At 56.1% G+C, this 21,142-nt stretch carries 18 protein-coding genes; 6 read left to right on the top strand and 12 right to left on the bottom strand.

The window, feature by feature from the left end:
- Positions 1–488: 488 nt before the first annotated feature.
- Positions 489–1,610, bottom strand: a complete 1,122-nt coding sequence (locus tag KIT79_04925; protein MCW5828643.1) for an acyl-CoA desaturase — start codon at positions 1,608–1,610, stop codon at positions 489–491.
- A 386-nt stretch (positions 1,611–1,996) separates the two neighbouring features.
- Here KIT79_04925 and KIT79_04920 point away from each other — a divergent pair, with 386 nt between their 5' ends.
- The 3 genes from KIT79_04920 (at position 1,997) to KIT79_04910 (ending at position 5,586) form a co-directional block, all read left to right on the top strand.
- Positions 1,997–3,211, top strand: a complete 1,215-nt coding sequence (locus KIT79_04920) for an acyl-CoA dehydrogenase family protein (GenBank protein ID MCW5828642.1) — start codon at positions 1,997–1,999, stop codon at positions 3,209–3,211.
- 16 nt (positions 3,212–3,227) lie between these two features.
- Entirely contained in the window at positions 3,228–4,523 is a 1,296-nt protein-coding gene (locus KIT79_04915; GenBank protein MCW5828641.1) for an acyl-CoA/acyl-ACP dehydrogenase, read from the top strand.
- A 193-nt stretch (positions 4,524–4,716) separates the two neighbouring features.
- Positions 4,717–5,586, top strand: a complete 870-nt coding sequence (locus KIT79_04910; GenBank protein ID MCW5828640.1) for a hypothetical protein — start codon at positions 4,717–4,719, stop codon at positions 5,584–5,586.
- Positions 5,587–5,594: 8 nt separating this feature from the next.
- Here the strand turns inward: KIT79_04910 and KIT79_04905 are convergent, their stop codons facing one another.
- The 6 genes from KIT79_04905 to KIT79_04880 form a co-directional block, all read right to left on the bottom strand.
- Positions 5,595–7,409 carry a hypothetical protein gene (locus KIT79_04905; GenBank protein ID MCW5828639.1) on the bottom strand — a complete coding sequence of 605 codons (1,815 nt, stop codon included), beginning with the start codon at positions 7,407–7,409 and terminating at the stop codon, positions 5,595–5,597.
- Positions 7,410–7,411: 2 nt separating this feature from the next.
- Entirely contained in the window at positions 7,412–8,233 is an 822-nt protein-coding gene (locus tag KIT79_04900; protein ID MCW5828638.1) for an ABC transporter ATP-binding protein, read from the bottom strand.
- Entirely contained in the window at positions 8,230–9,090 is an 861-nt protein-coding gene (locus tag KIT79_04895) for an SDR family NAD(P)-dependent oxidoreductase (GenBank protein MCW5828637.1), read from the bottom strand. Before KIT79_04895 ends, KIT79_04900 begins: the two co-directional genes overlap by 4 nt.
- 65 nt (positions 9,091–9,155) lie before the next feature.
- On the bottom strand, positions 9,156–9,368 hold the full coding sequence (locus KIT79_04890; protein ID MCW5828636.1) for a dodecin domain-containing protein: 213 nt from the start codon (positions 9,366–9,368) through the stop codon (positions 9,156–9,158).
- 31 nt (positions 9,369–9,399) lie between these two features.
- Entirely contained in the window at positions 9,400–9,621 is a 222-nt protein-coding gene (locus KIT79_04885) for a dodecin domain-containing protein (protein MCW5828635.1), read from the bottom strand.
- 27 nt (positions 9,622–9,648) lie between these two features.
- Positions 9,649–10,695, bottom strand: a complete 1,047-nt coding sequence (locus KIT79_04880) for an MBL fold metallo-hydrolase (GenBank protein MCW5828634.1) — start codon at positions 10,693–10,695, stop codon at positions 9,649–9,651.
- A 134-nt stretch (positions 10,696–10,829) separates the two neighbouring features.
- Between KIT79_04880 and KIT79_04875 the strand changes: the two genes are divergently transcribed.
- The gene (locus tag KIT79_04875; protein MCW5828633.1) at positions 10,830–11,519 is read left to right on the top strand and encodes a 16S rRNA (uracil(1498)-N(3))-methyltransferase; all 690 of its coding nucleotides are present in this window, start codon (positions 10,830–10,832) and stop codon (positions 11,517–11,519) included.
- A 371-nt stretch (positions 11,520–11,890) separates the two neighbouring features.
- Positions 11,891–14,197: an RDD family protein gene (locus KIT79_04870; protein MCW5828632.1), complete on the top strand. Its 2,307-nt coding sequence runs from the start codon at positions 11,891–11,893 to the stop codon at positions 14,195–14,197.
- Between the two features lie 7 nt (positions 14,198–14,204).
- Here KIT79_04870 and lipA read toward each other — a convergent pair whose 3' ends face one another.
- The 5 genes from lipA to pdhA all read right to left on the bottom strand — a co-directional run bounded on the left by lipA (position 14,205) and on the right by pdhA (position 20,569).
- The gene (gene lipA / locus KIT79_04865; GenBank protein ID MCW5828631.1) at positions 14,205–15,539 is read right to left on the bottom strand and encodes a lipoyl synthase; all 1,335 of its coding nucleotides are present in this window, start codon (positions 15,537–15,539) and stop codon (positions 14,205–14,207) included.
- A 301-nt stretch (positions 15,540–15,840) separates the two neighbouring features.
- Complete coding sequence (lpdA, locus tag KIT79_04860; GenBank protein MCW5828630.1) at positions 15,841–17,247, bottom strand: dihydrolipoyl dehydrogenase; 1,407 nt, start codon at positions 17,245–17,247, stop codon at positions 15,841–15,843.
- 20 nt (positions 17,248–17,267) lie between these two features.
- Positions 17,268–18,584: a 2-oxo acid dehydrogenase subunit E2 gene (locus KIT79_04855; protein ID MCW5828629.1), complete on the bottom strand. Its 1,317-nt coding sequence runs from the start codon at positions 18,582–18,584 to the stop codon at positions 17,268–17,270.
- Positions 18,585–18,609: 25 nt separating this feature from the next.
- Entirely contained in the window at positions 18,610–19,644 is a 1,035-nt protein-coding gene (locus KIT79_04850) for a pyruvate dehydrogenase complex E1 component subunit beta (GenBank protein MCW5828628.1), read from the bottom strand.
- Positions 19,586–20,569 (bottom strand): pyruvate dehydrogenase (acetyl-transferring) E1 component subunit alpha, encoded by a 984-nt coding sequence (pdhA, locus tag KIT79_04845; protein MCW5828627.1) that lies wholly within the window; start codon positions 20,567–20,569, stop codon positions 19,586–19,588. The genes KIT79_04850 and pdhA overlap by 59 nt, the downstream gene beginning before the upstream one ends.
- A gap of 249 nt (positions 20,570–20,818) precedes the next feature.
- Between pdhA and KIT79_04840 the strand changes: the two genes are divergently transcribed.
- Positions 20,819–21,130, top strand: a complete 312-nt coding sequence (locus tag KIT79_04840; protein MCW5828626.1) for a 4a-hydroxytetrahydrobiopterin dehydratase — start codon at positions 20,819–20,821, stop codon at positions 21,128–21,130.
- The last annotated feature ends 12 nt before the right edge of the window (positions 21,131–21,142 follow it).

Genomic DNA, 21,142 nt, shown 5'->3' with positions numbered 1-21,142 from the left:
TGCCCAAACCGGCCTTGCGGCCCTGTTCGGACAAAACGGACACATTGACCGACATTTCGTTAATCCAAGTATTAAAACTCGAAAAGAGCTTAACGAAAAGCTGTGTACTATCTGGTTGTCAAAGACCCGACGTAGCCTGTTGCTACCACCACTTTGCTGCAGAGGGACCCCCTGCAGCGGAACGCGATTATGGGGATGAACCCCCCTCTCGTCAATACCTGAGAAAAAGAAATGTCTAAATTGAAATTCATCAAAAATTACAATGGGTTAGGACTATGATCCGGATCATTCTGCTGTCCGTTTTCTGTTCAATTTTGGTCTGAAAACGAGAAGATGCCCACTAAAAAAGCTGATTTCGACAATAACTTCAGCATCTTAGGTCGTTTTCGCCCTGAATTGCCGCATTGCGCCCAATCAGGAGGTGTTCTTGGCCGATAATTACCCGGCCAACTTGACGGCCTGATCGTCCAGCTGCCCGCTGGCAGACCTCAGGCCGCTGCGACGATTTCAGCAGATGCTGGGGGCTTGATTGCGACCGATGTTTCCCCGAGTTTCCGGAGAAGGCGTCGGTGCGAGGCCAGAGCAGAAAGGAAGGAAGGGTATTCCGTATAGTTGACACCGAACTCGGCAGCCGTCGTTTTCACGATCTCGGCAATCTTCGGGTAGTGCGCATGGGACATTCGCGGGAACAGGTGATGTTCGATCTGGAAGTTGAGGCCACCGGTTACCCACAGGGCGAGGCGGCTTGACGGAGCAAAGTTGGCTGACGCCTCAATCTGGTGAGCCATCCATGAAACCGGTATGGGGCCATCCGGCAAAGGCGTGAACTTCGTGCCTTCCACCAGATGTCCGAGCTGGAACACTGTCGCCAGCATGAACCCGGCGACCAGGTGCATCGCCACAAAACCGATCAAGATCTTCCACCAGACAAGTCCCAGCACCAGGGCCGGAACGATCCACATGGCAACGTAGTAGGCACCTTTGCCGCCAAACAGCCAGAAATATTCGCTGACCGGCGGCTTTGGCTTGTCGTAAGCAATCAGCCGGCGCTGGAAGAAATGGCGGAAGTCCTTGGGGATTGCCCAGGCAAGTGAGGTAAGCGAGTAGAGAAAGAATGCATACCAGTGCTGATACCGATGGGCCGGACGATGCGTGCCGCCAGGGTGGAACTTGAGAAAAGGCATTGGATGCAGATCGCCATCGGCTTCCGGAATATTGGTATAGGAGTGATGAACTATGTTGTGGCAGATGTTCCAGTTGTAGACGTTGGCGCCGATCAGCGTGAATGCGTGGCCCATCACCCGGTTGATGCGCGAAGATTCAGAAAATGATCCGTGGACTGCATCGTGCCCAACATTGAAGCCGATACCTGCCACGAAAAATCCCATTGCTACCGCCATCAGGAGCATTACTGGCTCGCTGAACCAGCCCGACAGGATGGCAAAATAAAGCCCCACATAGCTGCCCAGGTAAAACACCGCTTTAGTCCACAAGTACGAATTCCCGTACCTAGAGATACCCTTTTCACGGAAGTAGCCGTCGATGCGCGACCTCAGTGTTTGGGCGAACAGATCCTTATCAGGACTGAGGAATGAAATCTTTGATGACATGTCTAAAGTCGGCTGCCTTACACAAGACGAATGCTCGAACGGGTTTTTGTTTAATATGCTTTCATGTTGAACCGCAATGGTAACCGGCCGATTTCATTAAATTATTACTATTCCGGTTTCCCATCATGCGCAATGCGGACAGTTTTATTTCTGGGCACTGTGTCCAGCCTGAATACCCTTTAATTTCAACAGCTTGAGTTACGGATGACGCAAAACCCGCTTACTGGACATCCAAAACTTGTCTGGCAGCATCCCGAGCCGGTACGGCTTCGCATTTATTTAGATTGACTCATGAGTCAATTCTGGGTTCATATGGGCCCCGGCCGGTTCCTGAAGCATCAGGAACGGAAATGCGCCCAACCTGAATATTCGAAGCGGAGGCTCTCATGTCGGAAGCAGAACAGAAAGATACCCCCGAGCAGGCCGAATTCCGTGCCTATGTGCGCAAGTGGCTCAAGGAAAATCGTCCAGCAAAGCCGGGTTTCCGGCTACCCCAGTCGCCGCTGGAGGTCATGACCGAAGAGCAGCGGCAGTACCTCTGTGCCTGGCAGCGCAAATGCTACGACGCCGGCCTCGTGGGGGTGGACATACCGAAGGCCTATGGCGGTGGTGGCGCCACCGATAAACGTCAGCGGATCGTGAATCAGGAGCTTGGGCACGCAGATGTCCCGTTCTTCATCAACGTCATCGGACTGGGAATGGCCGCGCCGACGATTCTCGTTCACGGTACCGAGGAACAGAAGCGGCGTTATGTCCCGGGAATTCTCTCATCGGATGAAATCTGGTGTCAGGGATTTTCCGAGCCGGGGGCCGGTTCTGACCTCGCCAACTCCCAGACTTTCGCCGAGCGCAAGGGCGACATGTGGGTAATCAATGGCCACAAGGTATGGACTTCTCTCGCCCATTTCGCTTCGTGGATGATCCTTCTGTGCCGGACGAGCCGTGACGACAAGTACAAAGGGCTCAGTTATTTCATCGTACCCATCAAGGGTGCCAAGGGCGTTACTGTCCGCCCATTGATCAAGATTACAGGCGAAACCGGATTCAACGAAGTGCTCTTCGAGAATCTCGAGGTTCCGGACACCCTACGCCTCGATCAGGTCGGCAACGGCTGGAATGTCGCCATGACAACGCTGCTCTACGAGCGCGGAGCAGCCGAATCAGCCGGAGGCGCGGAACGGTCGCTCACGTCAGTTGTCGATCGGCTCGTTTCCCTTGGCAAGCGCGTCAAGCGCGACGGAAGGCCCGCCATCGAGGATGAAACGCTCCGTGACAGAATCGTGCAATTCGCCATCAAGGGCGAAGCGATCAAGCAGACGTTCCGTCGCGCCCGTGTTCCAGCACTTACGGCACATCCAATGCGGATCCCGCTGCAGGGAAAGCTGATTGGATCGGAGTTCAGCCAGCTCGCATCTGCGTTGGCACTCGAAATCGAGGGTCCGGCAGCAAACTACTACATGGGTGATCCCAAGGCGCCAGATGGCGCCGCATGGCCGCTCGCCTACATGAATTCGTACGGCATCACCATCGCTGCCGGCACAAGCGAGGTGCAGCGCAACATCCTGGGCGAGCGTGTGCTCGGCCTCCCGAAGTCGAAATAAGGAAGGAAAACGAACCATGACACAGCCCAAGGATTTTGGTTTCGGTTCCAACGAGCAGATGCTTCAGCAGCAGGCGCGGAAGTTCCTAGATGAACACTGCTCCATAGAAAAACTTCGCCAGATTATCGGTGACCGCACCGCGTACGAGCGTGATGGATGGCGGCGCTTCGATGAAAACACCTGGAAGAAAATCAGCGAGCTGGGATGGCCTGCGCTTGCCATTCCCGAGGAAGCAGGCGGGCCGGGCCTCGGTATGGTGGCAGTTGCCGCCCTAGTCGAGGAGGCTGGCGCGCACGCACTACCAGCTCCACTTCTTTCTACCCTGCTGTCAACCTTTGTGCTCAGGGAATGCAAGACACCGGAAGCCTATGCCTGGATGGGACGAATCGCCGAAGGGGAAGCGGCCACTCTCGCGATAACCAACTCTGACGGTTCATGGGAACCGGGCGATGCTCCCCTAGAAGCGAAATCTTCCGGCGGAGGTGGATTTACCCTGAATGGTACCGCTGCATATGTGCTGGATGCACCCAAGGCGGACTTTCTGGTGGTCTCTGCCCACAGTCCGCAGGGGATTGCCCTGTTCGCCATTCCCGTCCGCGAAGCCGGTATCAAGATCAAGGCCGACCGAATTGTGGACCTGACGCGAGAGCAGGGAACGATCAACTTCAGCAATGTGCGGGTCCCGGGAAACGCCGTCGTGGCAGGTCCCGGAAAGGGACTGGCTGTACTCCAGAGGGCTCTCCCCAGCATCTGGACGGCGGTTGCTGCCGATTCGGCGGGTGCCGCCGAGTGGCAGCTCAAGACCACCGTTGAATATGCAAAAGTAAGAGAGCAGTTCGGACGGCCCATTGGTTTCTTCCAGGCCGTCAAGCATCCCATCGTCAACATGATGTGCGAAATCGACCAGGTCAGGTCGCTGGTATATAACGCGGCCTGCGCCATCGATCACGAACCCGAAAATGCCGAAAAGTACGCCCGCATGGCCAAGGCGGCCGCTGCCGAATGCGGCTGGTTCTGCTCGGGCCGCAGTGTCCAGTTTCACGGTGGAATCGGTTTCACCTGGGAGTGTGACGTCCACATCTATTTCAAGCGTCAGCAGATGAACCAGTTCCTGTTTGGCGATGGGCGTCATCACCGCCGCCATCTGGCGGATATCCTGATAGGCCCATCCACGGTTGTACCGAAAGGCATTCCCGCTGGCAGGATTTCTTCGAGACCGGCAAAAAAGCCAGCGAAGAAGGTAACAGCGAGGAAACCCGTAAAGGCAAAGAAGGCGACGACGAAAAGGCCAAGTCCGAAGAAGAAACGGTAAGCATATTTCCAATTTCAGGTCAGGGGCGGCAAGGAAGCCGCCCCTGGCTGTTTTAGCGTTGACTCAATGTGTCTGCCTTCCTAAACAGTGCCCTATGAGAGTGTTTCCCATATCATTGCGCTGCCTACTGCTGCCTAGCTGCCTGGCATTATTGGTCGCCTGTGCCGGACGCCTTCCAGCCTCTCCAGAACTGGTGCGCCCTTTCAATTCATCCATATATGAGGTCGTGATCCTCATCCCCGATGGCTCAGTGGAGTTTACCAACCTCCGCGCCAGGGACAGCATTTCCGGAGTCTGGGAAGACACGTTCCGGGCGAAGATGCAGCGGGCCGGTTACACCGTCGTTCGCGATGCCTCGCAGTATCATGATCTGATTTCCAAAGTGGTGCTCAACTGCGTTGATTCAACATTGATTCTCCAGTTATCTGACAAGCAGCAGGCAGTGGATGAAATCCGAATCCAGGAAGGCATATGGCTGGAGGCCTGTCTCAGCATCCGGATGGCGGACTATGTTTCTGCCCGGCTCGTGAACGCCTACACACGATCAGCAAACCTGTCGGCATTCGCCGACAGCCTCGAACTGAAGAAGCGACCGCCCGATCCGGCCAAAAAGCAGGTGTTCCGGACAGTTGCCAACCTGCCGCCTTCTGATGGCCGGGCCAGTCTATCGGTGTATCCATTTTCCGGTCAGGGAGATGCGAGTGATAAAGAGCTTGAGGCCATCTTCCGCCGCTTCACGACTGAAATTCAGCATGCTGCCTGCGTGAGAATAGTCGGACCGGAGATACTTGAAGACGCCGCCCGTCAGCTTAATGTGAAGGATAGCTGTGCGACCGAGGCCTGCCAGGTGGAACTGGCCCGAAGTGCTCAGGTCGATACACTGGTCCGAGGTAGTGTTTCCCGGCTGTCAGGAACGTTCATTATCAATACGACAATCATCGACACAAATACCCGCCGTATTCTTTATACTGACAAGATCAGCTCAACGGAAAAGCGGCTGGAAGAAGACGCAGAAAAACTGGCCCGCCGAATCAGGCGTTTCGCAGTTTGTCCTGGAAAATAAAACATGGCCTAACGCCTTGCCGAACGAATGGCTGCCGAACCGGATAATAGTCCCCAAAAAGGCGGCCGCCCTTCAATGTCTCTCTGGCCAGCCCGATAACGGCTCCGTTCAACAGCCACATACAGGTTCAGTACTCCTGCCGCTACCAATAAAAGCAGCGGCACTAGCAGATACAAAAGAATTATCACTCCGATCAGTCCCGATCCGAAAAAAACGGCCATCCCATAGACGGCGGCAAGTCCGATCGCCGCCAAAAGCAGAATAAAAAGCAAGACTGTCACCATGATGGTGAATGACCGGAAAACTGCCGAGACGCCTTCGTCCCGGTCCGAAAAGCGGTAAAAAAACATTGTGCGGAGCGGTGTCCGGAGCATGAACGAGAACATCGCCAGCAGTGCACCGAGGGCTCCAAACGTAGCAGCCGCCGCCAGAAGCCAAGCAGAATCCGATCCGGAGGCAGTCATCACAGCAACTGCCAGCAGCGATGCCAGTGCTGTTCCACTTGGCACAGCATAACGGGCAATTCGTATTACATATCCAGCCAGCGGCCGGTAAAGACGATCCGCAACTCCCGGCATCCAGGCCCAAGGCATGAGGCGCGGATCTCCCCGGCCCGACATAGCCGACTGGAGCCCGCCAATCCGGCCGCCATAGAGATCACCGCTCAGGAACGCCGTGGCAACCGCTCCACCCACCGACAGGCCACCCAAAAGCGGCAGGACATAAACTGCAGCGCCGCCGGCGGCATTCCACCCTTGCGTCAAGCCAATGAATACCAGAATAAGCACTGCCGGCAGCAGGGCTAGAACAGGACGCCAGGTCATCTGGAAAATGACATTCCGGGACATCCGCTGAAACGTAAGCAGTTCTATCTGGGCATGAATGAACTCTCCCCTTGTTCCCAGCACATCATAGGCAGGCTCCGAAAGGGAAACCTCCTTTCGTCCCAGCAGTCGCCTCCACATATCTACTGGAGCGGCATCACCGGAACTACGCGCCGACACCATTCGCCCCATAACGGCCAGAAACGAATCTCCTGTCAGATACTCGTTTTCCCGGGCCATGCGCTCCGATGTGAGACGGAATTCTATCAGGACCGTACGAAACTGCCGGATAATTACGTAAAGGCAAACCGCCACCACCAGTGAAAACCAGGGCATCCGGTAAAGATCTTCTGCCCAGGCAATCACCGGAAACAGCCGCTCCCGGTCTTGAACGAGCCCCGCGAGTTTTCCGGTCAGCGCCAGCAAGTAAAATGCCATTGGCAGTACGAACAGGAATACCGTTCCCGCCGGTACAGCCAGTGCTAGAACTCGCACCGGCAGCAAAAGTCCAATTACGATCATGCTCTCCAAGACCACTGCCCCGCAGAGACCCAAAAAAACCGCTACTGCAAACCGGGCCACTTCACCACCGCTCGCTGCTGCAGCCGACAACACGAAAGAGGCTCCAAATACGAGCACGAGCGGGCCAATGCCGAACCACGGAATCGGTCCCAGACCGAGAATCCGCCAGCGCTCTTCGGGCGCCAACGGAAGAGCAACTGTGTCCCGTGCAAATGGACCTGTCCGGAGCCGCAAACCCAAAAGGGCAACAATATAGGGAAACATCGGCAGCACGGCGGCGAGCAGTACTAGAAATGGCAACCATCCCAGTTCCGTCGCGGCAGTCATTCGTCCCAGTGACGAACCCAGCACGGCCGACAGGAGCAAGCCTCCTCCGGCGACGAGCCCTTCGCTGCCCTGTAATGGACGGCCGGGAAAGCCGGCGAGATCCAGCGGCATTGCCGGTCCGGTTTTTGGCAAGCCAATACCGGTCAGCACACTCAGGCCTCTCCCTTCGGCAGCACTCCAAACACATTCTGGACAAAATCTTCCGGTTTCACCGTAACTCCGGAAAAATCGAGGAGGATTTCTTCCAGGCTGCGGCCGCCGAAACGCTCACGGAACGAAGCTGTAAGATCGCCAGCAACTATATGCCCATCGTGAATGAGCAGAATCCGGTCACAAAGCTTTTCAGCCTGATCGACAATCTGGGTAGTCAGAAGCACAAGGTGGCCCGGAAACCCGTTCCAGGAACGAACAAGCTCCTTGAACGCGAGCTGAGCGGGCGGGTCAATCTCCCCTGTAAATGGCTCATCGAATACGAGCAGCTCACAACCACTCATGAAGCCCCCGGCCAGGGCCGTCTTTTTGTACTGGCCATTTGACACGGCCTGGAGCGGTTTGTCGGCAACCTCCTTCAGGGAGAAAAGATCCAGCAGCTCGTCCAGCCGCTTAAGGCGGATTTCTGAGGCTACCCGGTAAATACGTCCCACCAGATCAATCCACTGGCGCGGGGAGAATTGTGGTGGCAGGTAAGGATTGTCCGGAACATAGGAAACCCTCTGACGGATTTTTTTTCCGTCACGGTACCGATCGAGGCCAAAAATCTCGATCTTGCCCTCCAAAGGAGCATAAATTCCTGTCACAAGCTTGAGCAGAGTGCTTTTGCCGGCACCATTCGGCCCCAAAACGCCAACCACTTCGCCCGCTCCCAGCTCCAGCGAAACCTTGTCCAGCGCCGCCTTGCGGCCGAATCGTTTAGTGACATTGACCAGCCGGATCACCGGCGGGCTGCTGCCGAGTCTTCCACCTTCCGGATTCACCGCCGGGGAACCTGCCCTTTGAGTTTCCCCAGTCCGAATGCCCGTGACAGCAACCGGTCCCTGGTGCCGGCAGGAAGACCTGCCTTCACAACGGGGAATATCCACGCTTCACGCCCAATACGAACCATGCGTGGAGCTTTTGCCGCCGTTACCATCTGCACAAATCTGCGGGCGAATGCTTCGGCCGTCATTGGACGCTCCTGCGAAGCCCCGGCGCGCCGTTCGATCTGTTTCGACACCGGATGATAAATCGATTCTGCTGAACGATATTTTTCCGCATAGCGCCGAGCGCCCGTATCGATTGATGATTTCACCGCTCCGGGAGCAACCAGAATGGTCTCTATTCCAAATGGTTCCAGTTCGATTCGCAAAACATCCGTTAATGTATGCAGCGCCGCTTTGCTCGCACAGTACGCGCCTGAAAATGGCGTTGCCAGCTCGGCCGATACGCTGCCAACGTTCACTATGCGTCCTCCACCCTGGCGGTGCATATGCACTACAGCAGCCTGGACAACAGCAAGCGCACCCGTAACGTTGGTCTCGAATTCGGCCCGGAAATCATCAATGGAAATTTCAGCCAGCGGCCCCACGACGAGTATCCCCGCATTGTTTACCACTATATCGAGCCGGCCGGTTTCCTGCACGACAGAGTTGACCGCAGAGCGTATGGATTGAGAATTTGTCACATCCAGTTGCCGGATTTCCATTCCGGCTGTCTCAAGTTCCGTCAGGGATGTCAGCTTGCGGGCAGTAGCAAATACCCGGTGTCCGTGCGCATGAAACTCAAGAGCCAGCGCCCTGCCAATTCCGCTTGAGCACCCCGTGATGAGGACAACCTGTTTTTCCAGCCGGGCCATATGCATCCTCCCCGCCGTATCATAGAACGGCAGGGGATGGTCCTTAAGCACACGGAGCGAATTATCTACTTCTTCTTGTCTTCAAGAATGAATGTGATCTTGAGCTGAACGCGGTATTCACGGATCTTGCCGTTTTCGACCTTGGCTTTCTCAGAAACGACCTCAAACCCAACTATATTGCGCAGAGTCTGGTTCGCCCGCTCAAGTGCCTTTTCGCTTGCATCCTGCCAGCCCTTCGAACTGGCACCGATCACTTCTGTCACGCTGGAGATGGCCATTTACTGTGTCCCTTCAAGATTCCGCTGCAAACTACCAGTGCGATTCAAGATTCGGTGCCAGTTCAAAAATAAGTCCCATGCGAACCCGGTATTCGACGATCTTTCCCTTTTCGACCACCGCAAGCTTCTTGAGCACCTGGAAGCCGGTAATGCCGGTAACGGTCTTTGAAGCACGCCGAATCACCTGCGCTGCTGCATCCTCGTATGAAACCGGACTGGCACCTTCGAGTTCCCTGATTTTGGCAATCCGCATGAGCTGACACCTGTCTTTTCCCTGAAATCAGTCCGTATCCGGTGCGATCGAATAGTACAGAAGCCCATCCCGTTTTTCAATCCGCAGAAGCCCGTCGGCATCCATCAACTCAAGAAAACCGATCGTCTCGCTCATGGTGAGATGCATCAGCATTCGTGCCCGGTTCGGATCAAACACATGCTCGGACACCTGATAGGCTGTCATCGGTCCATGCTCTTCGATGATGTTCCGTATCTTGAGATATCGCCGGTTCCGGTGGAGTGCGTAGCTGTCGATCAGTGCCCGGATGTCAGGTATCGGTTCTCCATGTGAGGGAAGTGCCACCGTGACGGCGAGATTTCTCACCTTGTAGAGCGATTTCACATAGTCGACGAGCGACCGGGTTTTTTCCTTCTTGTCCGGATCGATGAAGTTGAGCAGCGGTACCGGAGAAATGTCCGGCAGCAGATGGTCGGCCGAAAACATCACGCCCCGGCGCTCTTCAATCAGTACCGTGTGGCCAACAGCGTGTCCCGGCACCCATACGCATCTCAGTTCCACATCACTGAACTTCAGAAGGTCGCCGTCCTTCCAGGGATGATCAACCTTGAGATCCTCCCTGACCACTCCTTCTACCCGCTGTGCACTGAATGCCTTTTCGATCAGGTCTGCTGGCACACCCCATTCCCGGAAAAATTCCAGATAGGGACTATCGGGCCTTACCTTGGAGTAAAAATGCTCCTCCATGTGGTAACGCTCCAGTTCGTGTGCATAAACCCGGCAACCAGATGCCTGCTGGATACGCCGTCCCTGTCCGTAATGGTCAATATGGCCATGAGTGATGAGAAGGTGCCGTATATCCTCAACCTTGAGGCCATAGAGGGCAAGGTTGTCGTTCAGGGCCTTCCATGCCGGTTCGGTCCGCATGCCCGTATCGATAAGGATAGGTTCACGACCCAGGATCAGATAGCTGTTGATATGCATAGGGGGAAACGGAAGCGGGGTCTGGATCCGCTCAATCCCCTCGAGATCGAATCGTCCTTCAAAAATTTTCATGTGGTCGCCCGGGTCGTGGGCCTCCCAGATGGCATTCATCCCGGAAGGCTCCCCGCCTTTCAGCAAAACCCTAACGGCTGACCGGGTAAAAGGGCAAACCTCTGCCTGGCAGTTGATCATTCCGACGAAAGTCCGGTTTTCTTTTCCTTTAAACCGGGAGACACTCCCGGACGATGCATCGCTTTTACTGGCCACCGGAAGTTCCACCACCATCAGCGGATGGCACCATCATAACGGGCGAGCTCGCCTCTCATCTGGCAGCTGTTCGCCTTGAGGCAGGTGAAGTTGTCGAATGCTTCAATGAAAGCGGATATCGCTGCGCCTGTCGCATAGACCGGAATGCACGCCGATTTACCGTGACACCCGACCCTTCCACCGAACTTCCGGCACCTCCAGTGCCACGGAAGAAGCTCACTGTCTGGATACCAGCCATCGAACCGGCGCGCTTTGACTGGGCTGCAGAAAAGCTGACCGAGCTGGGTGCGGAGCGAATTGGTGTATTCCGTGCCGACCGGACGAACGCACATCCGCGGAGCGCCGAACGGATTCGCCGGGTAATGATCCGGGCCGTCGAGCAGTCAGGACGGGTGACAATTCCGGTCTGGCTGGAAGCCAAGACCCTCGACGACATACTGGATATGCACCCCATCATTCTTGAAATTCCCGGGCGCGGGAATTCAGTCCCGCTGTCTGGCTTGATACTGGATTCCGAACTCTCCCTCATGGTCGGCCCCGAAGGTGGATGGTCGCCAGGGGAACTGGAGCGGTTTCGCAGGACAGGCTACCAGCTTGCCCATCTCGTACCCTCCACACTTCGGGCAGAAACGGCTGCTGTTTCAGCAGCGGCAGTAATACTTTCCTGACAGCTTTTCCCAGACTTATGTAACCATCTGAAATCCGTGAATTTTCTGGACATTTTAGGAGCTTCTGGTAACAATGTTCGCGTAGCAAGTTGAGGGCTCCTGCTTGGCTTTTTTATGAACGCCACCGCAGGAAAAAGCTGGAGTCCGGCCCTGTGCGATGCCCTGCTTGCAGTTACCTCTATTTTAAATCCCTTGATACCTGCCCGAAGTGTGGCTCGGCCCTTGGAATAGCGCCGGAAACAGCCCCAGCTGTAGTCCCTTCCCTGATTCCTGAAACACCGGCTGCCGAAATCATACCTCAGGCAGTGTCCGAAGATTCATCTTCTCCGCCAGCAGCTGTAGTGGACGTTGAGGCAATTCCCTCCGCCGCTATGGAAGCCATCGAACCCGGATCTTTACCGGCAAAAACCGATGCTACTGTTCGTCCACGCCGACGGCGACAAAAGGAAACTGCTCCCACAATGTCAGTAGAGTCTGCGACTACTGAAGTGGTACCTCCGGATATGTCGGCGGCCACTGCAGCCAGCGCAGAGATGCCGTCCGCTGTAGTGTCAGCGGAATTTAATTCTCCACCTACTCTGGATAATCCTCCCGTCACGGCCAGGGCGACCCCGGAAACGGCCCTGGCTTTTCAGCAGGAGATTCGCCCGGAAGTGCCGCTTGATGAGCTGTCGTTTTCCCGTTTCGCACGCCCCGAACCGGAACTGGCAGGGGTGGATCTCCGTGCACCTGCCCCCCTGCCAGAACAGATCGCCAGCGGCCAAAAGAATGCGGAAATTGTGGCGCGAGGCTACGATGCAGGTTCCATTTCAACGAAATACAGTCCTGCGACATCTGAGCCACTCTTAACGGTAGCTCCAGTCGAGACAGAATCCAGCGAAAAACTGTTGTCCTCTGATGTCGGTGAGACCAGTTTTCATCCGGCACCAGCTCGCGAAGCTCCAGCTCCCATTGCGCTTCCAAAACCGGCACCGGTAATTGCGGTTCCGGAACTGGCACGGCCAGAGTTAAAGACACCAAAGATCGAGCCGCTCAAAGTCGCACTCCCAAGACCCAAGCCACTGTCCGGCGAGCGGCTGCCTCGTCTCTTCCCGGCTGCTTCACCTGAAGCTTTCCCGTCATCACAGCTTGAAGCCGTCGTGGAGAACGATCCGTCCGAGTACGTTTTCGACCAATCCAGCCCCATGCTGGCCGGTACTGTCTACCTGGATCGCTCAGATGCCGAGGATACTTTCACCCGGATCGTCAACACTGTTGAGCCGGAAAGAACACCACCAGATGCAGGAGCCTGCACGGAGCAAGTAATTCCCAAGGCGGTATCAGAATCTGGTGCTATCCCTGCGGTCACTGAAACCTGCACAACCAACACAAATGATTCCGAAGACAATATCGAGGACATCAGCAACGATTTGGCCGTACAAGTCGCTTCCGAGCCAGTTGCAGATCATTCATTCCTGACCGGTGACAGCCTCCCCATCACGACGGCTGATATCGACCGGCCGCTGCCAGAAATCCTGCGGCTGGGTGTAGTTGATGATAATCGAGAAAACGATGAGTGGCCTGAGGCCCGTGTTGAGCAGCCAGGTACAGAGCGTTCTAGCGGTAATAATAACATCTTTACGCCACCAGTGGATTCACACCCCAGCGAGATCCAGCCGGCAGCAAGTATCCGGCACGCGGAACCCGCTCTAGCTCCTCCCGATTCCAGCGGGCCTCAGGCCGTGTATTACGCGCAACCGGAGGAGCTTCCCACAAACCTTAGCAACAGCGTCAGTCTGCCCTCGTGGACACCCCCTGAAAAAAGGATTGAGCAGATATTTTCCGAAATGGACGATATGTCGCAGAAGTTTGATGCCCCGGTAGTCCCGAATCCGGAACCGATCGTTCCCTTCAACGATGGCAGATTCCCTGACGCCATGGGACTCGATTTTTCACAGGCCGATGAACCCGGCTCCAGTGTAACCGGAAAAACCCTTGTCAGCGCCCGTTCACCCGATCATTCCCGATTCGACCAGATCAGCTTCAAACTGGGACAGAGCGGGAATCAGGAAATAACGCCCGAGTCACAGCTCGAATCAGCCGATATTCTGGGCACCGGGACTGGCATCGGTATCCGGCTCGATACGCCTCCCGGTATTGGTCTGACAGGAAAGCTGGACAATTATCCCGCGATGGCCGCCCGTTCCCGGTTGAAAGACCGTCTGCCGTCACTCGGTTCGCTTTCCAATCTCAAACCCCGGCTAACGCTTCCCCGTAAGCTGCTTATCAAGCGCTCGATTGCCTATCTCATAGATACAGTCATCACGCTTGTGGCTCTCGCAATGTTTGTCGTCGCCGCCGATTGGTTCACGGGAGCCGAGTTTTCTGTTCTTCACAACCCAGGAGAATGGATTGCCCGGACCTGGTGGGTGCTCCTGATCCTGAAAACACTGATCGAAGGGATTTTCTATGTCGGTCTTGTCACGCTGGTTGGCCAGACCCCCGGCGACATGCTGATGAAACTGAAGATTGTCTCCCGCGATGGCGCCGATGCCTCACCCGCACTTGTTATCCGGCGCTATTTCTGGCTCTGGCCGTTCAATCTAATCATCTGCTGGGGCGCGCTGCCTCTCATTATAGGTGGAAGCGAGACCGCACATGACCGTCGAGCCGGAACCCGTGTGGTAGAAGTTGTATAATTGCGCTTCAGCGCAATGCGGTTTTCTGTAGTGCGTCCAAACCCGGTTCATCGGCGTGATAAGAGCTGCGGACCAGGGGCCCGCTTTCGACACGAAGAAAGCCGAGATCCTTTTCACCGAATGCCCTGAACGCCGCGAACTGGTCCGGGTGAACCCAGCGGGTGACAGGCAGATGTGCAATTGATGGCCGTAGATACTGTCCGAGCGTCATAATTCCCACACCAGCCCGGCGCAGGTCACGCATGACCTCTATCACCTCATCATCCGTTTCACCGAGTCCCAGCATGAGACCGCTTTTGGTCAGAAGAGGCCACTTGGCCGAGCTTTCAAGCAACTCCAGCGAACGCTCATAACGGGCCTGCGGGCGAACGAGACGATTCAGACGCGGGACGGTTTCCAGATTGTGGGCCAGTACATCAGGCCTAGCGGCAAAAACCATTTCCTGTGCCACCCGGTCACCCTGAAAATCAGGCACTAGCACCTCGATGCGCATACCAGGGTTCCCCTGGCGGACCTCTCTGATCACCGCTGCCCAATGCGCTGCCCCTTTGTCCGAAAGATCATCACGATCGACAGAGGTGATAACCGTGTAAGCCAGATCGAGACTGGCGAGAAGCCGCGATACCCGGCGGGGTTCTTCTGGATCGACTGGTAAGGGCCGGCCGGTAGCAACATCACAGAAACCGCACCGCCTGGTGCAGGTGTTGCCCAATATCATCAGCGTGAGCGAGCGCCGCTCCCAGCACTCGCCAATGTTGGGACACGAAGCGCTTTCACAGACCGTATTCAGCCCTTCGCGAGCAACCCGGGCTTTGAGATCAGCGAAGTTCCGCCCGGAAGGAATTGCCACCTTCAGCCATGACGGTTTTCGGCCCGACAGGCCTTCTTCGTAATAGGCGACAATTCTCGATCGGTCCCTGTGTGGAATTTCACGAGCCGGAAGCTGGACCACTTCGCCGCCGGCGCTGATTTCGCGTTCAATGGCAACCAGAATATCGTATTGGCGAGTGAACTCTTCCACAAATCGGTGCGCCACCGCGTCAAGTTCCGGCGTTTGTTCACCCAAAAATGCTTCTACGGATGTTACGGCTTTGCCCTCCAGCCCGCAGGGAACGATATATGCGAAGTCGTCCAGCCTGTTCCGGACATTCAGAGCGAAGCCGTGTGTTGTCACGTTCCCAGCAAGCCGTACACCAATAGCAGCTATCTTTCCCTTCTCGGTCCAGACGCCGGTAAAGGGCGGATCGGTCCATGCGTCGATGCCGAAATGGGCGAGCGTGTCGATAATCGTCTGCTCAAGCCGGTGAACGTAAGGTACCAGGTCGATCTGCTGCACCGGCATCAGCGGATAGCCCACCAATTGGCCCGGTCCGTGCCAGGTGACCTTGCCGCCGCGATCCACCTCAAAGAAATCAATTCCCCGGGCCTTCAGTTCATCCGGTGTCTGATGCAGAAGCCCTTCAGCACCGCTCCGGCCAACGGTGACGACCCGCTCATGTTCCAGAAGCCAGAGCGCGGGACGCGCACGGCCTTCACCCACCAGACGGGCATGTTCTTTCTGCCGCTCCCAAGAAGGGCCATAGGGAACCGGCTGCCGGGACCGCCACAGTTCTATTTCCAGTGGACTGTCGGGACCCCGGTCTTCAGATGTGTATGGCCTCGCCCAGCGCATCGGCGGCAGCCTCCATGACAGCCTCGGCGAGTGTCGGATGTGCATGCATCAGGGAATGAAGCTCATGCACCGTCAGTTCCATTTCTCGAGCCATGATTACTTCGGGCAGGAGTTCCGTTACCTCGGCACCCACCATGTGAACACCGAGTATTTCGCCTGTTTGGGCGTGGATGATGAACTTGACCAGTCCATCGTGATCACCCGAAGCGAGTGCCCGGCCTGACGCCCGGAACGGAAAGCGCCCTACCCTGACGAGATCCGGGTATTTCTCTTTTGCCTTCGATTCGGTGAAACCCACACTCGCCACCTGCGGCGAACAGTAAGTGCAGCCTGGCACATTGTCGTAGTTTACATAGCTCTGTGTATGCCCAGTGATGTGATCCACACAAACGATGGCTTCCTTGGTTGCCACATGGGCCAGAAGCGGCGGTCCGATTACATCGCCAATGGCATAAATGCCGGAGATATTTGTCGCGTAAGTGGTCCGGTCCGCTACGACAAAACCCTTTTCCGTCTTCACGCCGAGTGCTTCGAGTCCAATGTTTTCAATATTGCCAGAAACTCCCGCCGCAACAAGTAGCCTGTCAGCCTTCACGCTTACAGTTTCGCCGGACGACGGCTGAATGGACAACGTCACAATACCGTCGGCCGGTAGCACCCTTTCGACCTTCGCGCCGGTGAAAATATCCACATTACGCTTTTCCAGTGACTTGTGAACGGTACCCGCGATCTCCAGGTCTTCCATCGGGAGAATCTGGGGGAGCGCCTCTATGAGCGTCACCTTGGATCCCATTGATCCGTAGAAACTGGCGAATTCTACTCCAATGGCTCCTGCCCCGATAATAGCGATCGAGTTCGGCCGCTCGGTGAGCACCATCGCCTCTTTCGAGGAAATAACAAGGCGGCCATCGAACTCAATGCCTGGCAACTGTCGCGGACGGCCTCCAGTCGCAATGACGATGTATTTTGCCGCATAAGCCGTTGCCTGCCGCTGCGAATTGGTAACGACCACACGGTTCCTTTTTTCGATAACCCCGTTGCCGTAAAGCACATCAATCCTGTGCTTTTTCATCAGCGACTGGACACCTTTAGAGAGCCGGTCGGCCACCTGCCGCGAGCGCTGAATTACGCGGGTCCACTCCAGCGATGGCTCTCCGGCCTGGATGCCGTAATCGGCCGCTTTTTTCACATGATCGTACAGATCTGCCGTCTTCAAAAGCGCCTTTGTCGGGATACAGCCCCAGTTGAGGCAGATGCCTCCTAAGGTATCCCGCTCGACTATTGCCGTCTTCAGGCCTCGCTGTGCAGCGCGTATCGCGGCCGGGTATCCTCCAGGCCCGGCGCCGACGACGATCAGGTCGTACTGGGTATCGCTCATACTGCTATTTCGTCCGTTTCCTACAGCGTCAGTGTGGCCGGATTTTCAAGAATTCCCTTCAGGTCCCGCATGAAGGCTGCGCCGACCGCGCCATCAATAACCCGATGGTCGCACGACATAGTGATATCCATCCGCTTGCCCGGTACCACCTGGCCATTCCTGACCACGGCGATATCCCGGATCATTCCAACGGCCAGGATTGCTGTCTCGGGCTCGGCAATAATCGCCGTAAAATGGGCGATGTCATACATCCCCAGATTAGAGATCGAAAATGTTCCTCCGGTGAACTGTTCCGGAGCCAGTTTGCGCTCACGCGCACGCTGGGTCAGGAGCCGCCGCTCGCGGGAAATGTCCAGAAGACCCCGCCGCTCGCAGTCCCGGATCACGGGTGTCAGAATTCCATCTGGCAGTGCCACCGCAAGCCCGATATGGGCCGCCGGATGAAGCACTGTGGCCCCGTCGGTCCAGCTGGAATTGACACGTGGGTTCTGCGTGAGCGCACGTGCCGATGCCTTTACAATCACATCGGTCATGGAAATCCTGTCCGACTCCGGGAGCGCCTTGTTGAGTTGCGAGCGGAAATCGATCGCATTCTCCATATCCACCGCGATGGTGAGATAGTAGTGAGGAACACCAGGCTTGGACTGCGTCATCCGGCGGGCGATCGTCTTCCGCATCTGGGAGTGCGGCATTGTTTCACCCGGCAGGAATTCGTCTCCGCTGTCCAGGAGCTTGCTCTTCTGCGAGTAAGGCGCGACAGGAAGCTCGGCGGGAGCGGGTGGCGTCACGGCGTCGGAACTGGCTCCAGCAGCCAGCACCGCTTCCACATCCTTTTTGACTACCCGGCCACCCGGCCCCGAGCCCTTGATGCGGTCCAGCTTGACGCCATGCTCAGCCGCCAGCCGTGCCGCCAGTGGAGACACCTTTATCCGTCCGTCGCCAGTTTCGGCCGGCTCTGACAATGAAGGTATTGCTGTGCCGCCGGCCTTCGGCAGAGCTTCTGGAGCTTTCACCACTTTAGGCGGCGGCTTGGTCGAAACGGGCCGGGCTGCATCGCCTGAGCCTTTCAGGGAGGCCAGGACCTCGTCAATTTTCTCATCTGCTTCGGCAATAATAGCGATAGGTGCGCCAACAGGTACTGTAGCGCCTTCCAGAATCACATACCGGCGAAGAACACCAGCCTCAGGCGACTCCAGATCCATGACCGCCTTGTCAGTCTCAACCTCGGCGATGACGTCGCCTACCTCGACACGGTCGCCTTCCTTTTTCTTCCACTTGAGCAGCACTCCCTCGGTCATCGTGTCCGAAAGGCGCAGCATCGTCAGCACGTAAGCCATCGCGCGTTACTCCCTGAAAAGACCCCTAATCTTCAATGTACAGCACCAGTTTTACTGCATCGATCACCTGAGATACCTCGGGCATGACGGCATGCTCGAGGTATTTGGCGTACGGCATCGGCACATCCTGCGAATTTACCCTTGCTACCGGAGCATCGAGGTAGTCAAAACACTGGCGATGAACCCGGTCAGAAATCTCCGCTCCTGCACTATTCTGCGGCCAGCTTTCTTCCACAATAACACAGTGGTTTGTTTTCCGGACACTGTTGAAGATCAGCTCATCATCCAGCGGGCGGAGCGTACGCGGGTCGATCACCTCGGCTGATATGCCCTGCTGGGAAAGCCGTTCCGCAGCCGTCAGGGCCACATACAGCATCTTGTTCCAGGCAACGACGGTAACGTCTGTCCCCTCGCGCTTTATTTCACCTTTTCCGATCGGAAGCAGGAACTCGTTATCTTCCACCGGCCCCTTGGCGTTATAGAGCACCTCGCTTTCCAGAAATATCACAGGATTATCGTCACGAATGGCCGATTTGAGCAGCCCATAAGCATCCCGCGGAGTTGCCGGTGCGACCACAACCAGACCCGGAAAATGGCTGTAGAGTGCGTCAACGGTTTGTGAATGCTGGGCGGCGAGCTGATGAGCGGCGCCTTGCGGCCCCCGGAAAACAATGGGGATCTTCAGCTTGCCGCCGGACATGTACCGGAGTTTGGCGGCGTTATTCACAATCTGGTCAAACGCCACAAACGAAAAGTTCCAAGTCATCAATTCGATTATGGGCCTCAATCCACACATGGCCGCGCCGATACCAACCCCGACGAAGCCTGCTTCAGTAATAGGTGTGTCGATTATCCTTCCTTCACCGAACTTCTCGAGCAGTCCCTTCGATACCTTGTAGGCACCTTGATAAAGGCCCACTTCCTCGCCCATGAGGAATACATCGGGATCGCGCGCAAGTTCTTCTGCCATCGCACGATTCAGCGCTTCGCGGTAGGAAAGTTCAGCCATCAGACTTCGCTCCTTCCCGTTGCGACTGTTCTTCTGGCTCCACCAGCACATGATCATGAAGTTCGGCCAGATCAGGATCCGGACTCTCCTCGGCGAATCTCATCACCACTTCCATTTCGGCCTTGACCTTCTTATCCACTTCCTCGAACCACGCCTCGTCAACAAGTTTCTGGGCTACAAGGAGCTCCTTTTGCAGGCTGATGGGATCGCGGCTCTTCATTTCATTCAGCTCGTCCTTGGTCCGGTAGGTAGCCGGGTCAGACATCGAGTGGCCGCGGAACCGGTAGGTACGGGCTTCCAGAAGGGTCGGCTTCTTGGTATGCCGGGCATAATCAACGGCTTCCGACACCCGTTCCCAGACATTCACCGCGTCCATGCCGTCGACCACACCTCGCTCCATCTCGTAGGCAAGCGCCTTCTTGGAAAGGTCGTATATGGACGATGCACGCTCCAGTGAAGTGCCCATGCCATAGCGGTTGTTCTCGCAAATGAAGATAACCGGCAGGTGCCACAGGGCTGCCAGATTCATTGACTCATGAAATACGCCCTGATGAATGGCGCCTTCGCCAAAGAAACAAACCACAACATCATCGGTCTTGCGGTACTTGATGGAAAATCCGGCGCCGGCAGCGATCGGAATCTGGCCGCCCACAATCCCGTGTCCACCCAGAAAACGGCAGTCCATATCGAAGATGTGCATTGATCCGCCTTTGCCACGTGATGAGCCGGTGACCTTTCCATACAGCTCGGCCATGACGTATTTGGGGTCAATTCCTTTCAGGATTGCGTGAGCATGCTCACGATAGGCTGCAATGGCATAGTCCGTCTTGCGAAGCATGCAGAGAGCGCCAGCAGCAACAGCCTCCTGTCCGATATAAAGATGACAGAAACCACCGATTTTGCCCGTACCGTACGCAACAGCGGCTTTTTCCTCGAAGCGCCGGCACAGCAGCATCTTCTCATAGAGCATCTTCATCTCTTGCGGTGATGGCTTCACTTTAGATTGCAGGCCTCCGTGGCAGCTGGTTTTCATGCGCCACTCTGATGAGCGATATCTTTACCGAATCTGCCGGTAAAAATCATTGTTCTTTATGCTCTATCCCCAGAAGCCAAACGCGTATCAGCGAGCGCAGTGCGAACTATGTTTCGCGCCTGCACATACATACCGGTTGACGCCGGGATCCCCCGGGCGGCTACCGTCGCCAACATCAGGAGACTATTCCCAATGCGCGCGAGAAGACTGACGGATACCGAAATTGCTGACGCCCTGAAGCTGCTTCCTGGTTGGCGGATCGAGAGCGGCAAGCTCCATGTGAAATGGAAATTCACCGGATTTCCTGAGGCAATCGGCTTTATGTCGGCCATCGCCGCGGAGGCGCAGGCAATGGATCACCATCCTGAGTGGTTTAATGTCTGGGCCTACATCACCGTTGATCTCATCACCCATGATCTCAAGGCAATCTCTGACCTCGACACCGCGCTTGCCCGGAAAATGCAAGCTCTGGCATCCCGCCTAGGCGCTGAGCCTCAAGTCTGACAAAGGCTGGCG

Source organism: Deltaproteobacteria bacterium, from assembly GCA_026129095.1.
GTDB lineage: Bacteria > JAGRBM01 > JAGRBM01 > JAGRBM01 > JAHCIT01 > JAHCIT01.
The sequence above is the reverse complement of the archived record's forward strand: the minus strand, read 5'-3'. Positions and strand labels throughout refer to the sequence as shown.